The 2934-nt window shown below is 67.8% G+C and carries 1 protein-coding gene; it reads left to right on the top strand.

The window, feature by feature from the left end:
• Positions 1 to 29: 29 nt before the first annotated feature.
• Positions 30 to 2934 (top strand): beta strand repeat-containing protein (locus DM995_RS19295; protein ID WP_286164978.1); only part of this gene is annotated, 2905 nt, incomplete at its 3' end.

The raw sequence follows: 2934 nt of genomic DNA, 5'->3' as shown, positions 1-2934 counted from the left end.
TGGCGTCGCTGTTCGCCGGAAGCGGCCCGGTGACCGGGCTGCTCGATTTCGACAACGCGTTCCTCACCGCCAATGCCTTTGGTGGCGCAGGCGGCACGGGCACGACCGGCGCCACCGGCGGAACGGGCGGCGCAGGCGGCAACGCCACCGGCGGAAGGGTGATCGCGACCTCGGCCGCGGGCAATGGCCAGCTCGATCTGCTGAACCTGCAGATCGCCTCGACCGCCTTTGGCGGCGCGGGCGGCGCGGGCGGCATCGGCACGGCCGGCGTCGGCGGAACCGGCGGTGCGGGCGGCAATGCCGTGGGCGGGTTCAACCAGTTCGGCAGCGAAAGCGGCACGGGCGCGCTGACGGTCAATGTCGGCACGACGCGGCTGGTTGATGCCGTATCGGAGACCAATGGTTTCGGCGGTGCGGGCGGCGCGGGCGGAACCGGCAGCACCGGCACCGGCAATGGCGGCGCAGGCGGCATCGGCGAAGGCGGCGACAACGTGCTGCTGGTGCGCGGATCGCTGGTGGCAATGAACAACGCCACGCTGATCGCCAACGGCCAGGGCGGCAATGGCGGCGCGGGCGCGGTGCTGGGAGCGGGCGGCAACGGCATCGGCGGAGGCATTGCCTTTGCGATCACCGACCGGTTCCAGATTCCCGCCAATCGCGGACGGCTGCAGGCCAATGACCTGCTCGGAATCGCGCGCGGCCTCGCTGGGACGGGATCGACCGCCGGACAGACCTTCTACGGCACCGGATCGAATATCGAGATCCGCAATGCCGATGCGGCGGTCAACAGCCTGGTCATCAACACCAGCGGCGCTGCGCCCGATCCGGTCGGCATCGTCGAGGATTTCGTCCGCGTCACCGATGGGGCGCTGACCGTGGCCGGCAGCCTGACCTATATCACCCCCGGCCAGCTTTCGGTGCTGGTCAACAACGGCTCGGTCAGTGCCGGTGCCTTCGGCGTCCGCGCAGGCGTGTTCGTTCCCGACACGGTGGTGACCGCCCCGGCCAATGTCGGCACCATCACCGCAGGCGCGATCGATCTCCAGTCGAGCGGCAACATCACCGTCACCGCCAATTTCGCCACCCCGGGCAGCCTGACCGCGCTCGGTACCGGCGCGATCAACCTGCGCAACATCAATGCAGGCGGCGTGATCGGCATCCAGGGGGCCTCGCTGCAGCTCGGCAACCTGACGTCGGGCAACCATGTCAATCTGACATCGACCTCGGGCGCGATTGTCGCGGGCACCATCACGGCGGCCAATTTTGTGGCAATGACTGCGGCAAACGGGCTGACCCTGTCGGCTGTCACCGCAACCAACGGCGAAATCGACCTGCTGGTCAATGCCGGCAACATGACCATCGGCAATCTGACAGCGGGCACGTCGATCGAACTCGATACCCGTTCGGGCAATATGGTGCTGGGCGATATCCGTTCGGGCCAGGACACCGAAATGGAGGCTGTCGGCAGCGTCCGGTTCGGCAACGCAGTGACGGGGCTGGAATTTGCCATTACCGCGCTCGGCAGCATCACCGGTGGCAATGTCAACGCCTCCGGCGCTGTACCGACCACCAGCTACAGCGTGGGCCTGTTGTCGCAGACCGGCAGCATCCAGGTCGGCAATCTCACCGGCACGCGGAACATCGGCTTTATTGCGGCCGGCACGATAAGCACCGGCGCATTGACCAGCGGGGAGAACATCCTCGTACTGGGCTCCGGGGACATCCTGTTCAATGGTGCGGTGACCACGGGAACCGGGGCCAACCGCTATCTCTATGTCGGCAATGCCTCGATGGTCCCGCAACTGGGAGCCAATTTTGACCCGACACCGATCTTTGCACTGGCCCCTGTCCGCACGGCGGGCGGACTGACCGTCGCCGGACCGATCGTTACCGGCAATATTCGCGCGGGCGTCGGAACCGCAGCCGCGATCAACGGCACCGCCACGGCTACCGGCGGCAGCATCGCCATCACCGCGAACAGCCTTGCTGCCCAGGCCATGAACGCCTCGCTGGCAGTGGCGCTCAATACGACCAGCGGCAATCTGTCTGTCGGCAATATCGTCGCCACAGGTAGCCCGACTGCGGGCGCAATCGTCCTTACATCCTCTGGAACGATCGCCGCAGGCACGCTGGCTACCGGCACCACGGCGGGCCTGGGCGTGACGGTCGATGGCCAGGGCGCGGTCAGCATCGGCGGCGTGACCGCGACCGGCGCGGCGCAGCTGCGGTCGCGCAGCGCGAGCTTCACCTCGACCGGGTCGATCACGGCGGCGTCGGTGAGCATCAGCGGCACGGCGGCGACGCTCGCCAATGTCACCTCGAACGTCGCCGGCATCACCATCGGCGCGACCGGCGGCAATCTCGCCTTCGGGGCGCTCAGTTCCGCGACCAATACCCAGTTCAACGTGACGGGATCGGTCAACGGTGGCGACATTACCGCGGGCACCTCGATCGGCACGATCGTCACCGGCAACATGACGCTGGGCAACCTGCGCACCACCGCGGCCGGCACGACCTCGACCGGGTTCAGCATCGGGCTGGGCGCAGGCGGCACGATCACGACCGGCACGATCAACAGCTTCGGCCTGCTCGGCATCGGATCGGATGACGGTCAGGGCAATTTCGGCAATGCCACCAGCATCACCACCGGCGCGATCACCGCAGGCGGCACCGTGCTGGCGCGCGCCAACCAGGGCATCGTCACGGGCGCTATCAGCTCGACCAACGAGATCCGCGTCCGCGGCGGCAGCGTGACCACCGGTGCGCTCCAGGCCACCAATGCGGTGTTCGCCGCGGCGCTGAACGGTAATCTCAACACCGGCAACGTTACCACCGGCACCAACGCGCTGCTGCTCGCCTCGCAGGGCATCAGCACCGGCAGCATCGGCACCGGCACCAGCGGCACGACGCTGCTCGCCAGCAGCGCGGGCCTGG

It is taken from the genome of Blastomonas sp. UPD001, from assembly GCF_003426715.1.
Taxonomy (GTDB): domain Bacteria; phylum Pseudomonadota; class Alphaproteobacteria; order Sphingomonadales; family Sphingomonadaceae; genus Blastomonas.
The sequence above is the reverse complement of the archived record's forward strand: the minus strand, read 5'-3'. Positions and strand labels throughout refer to the sequence as shown.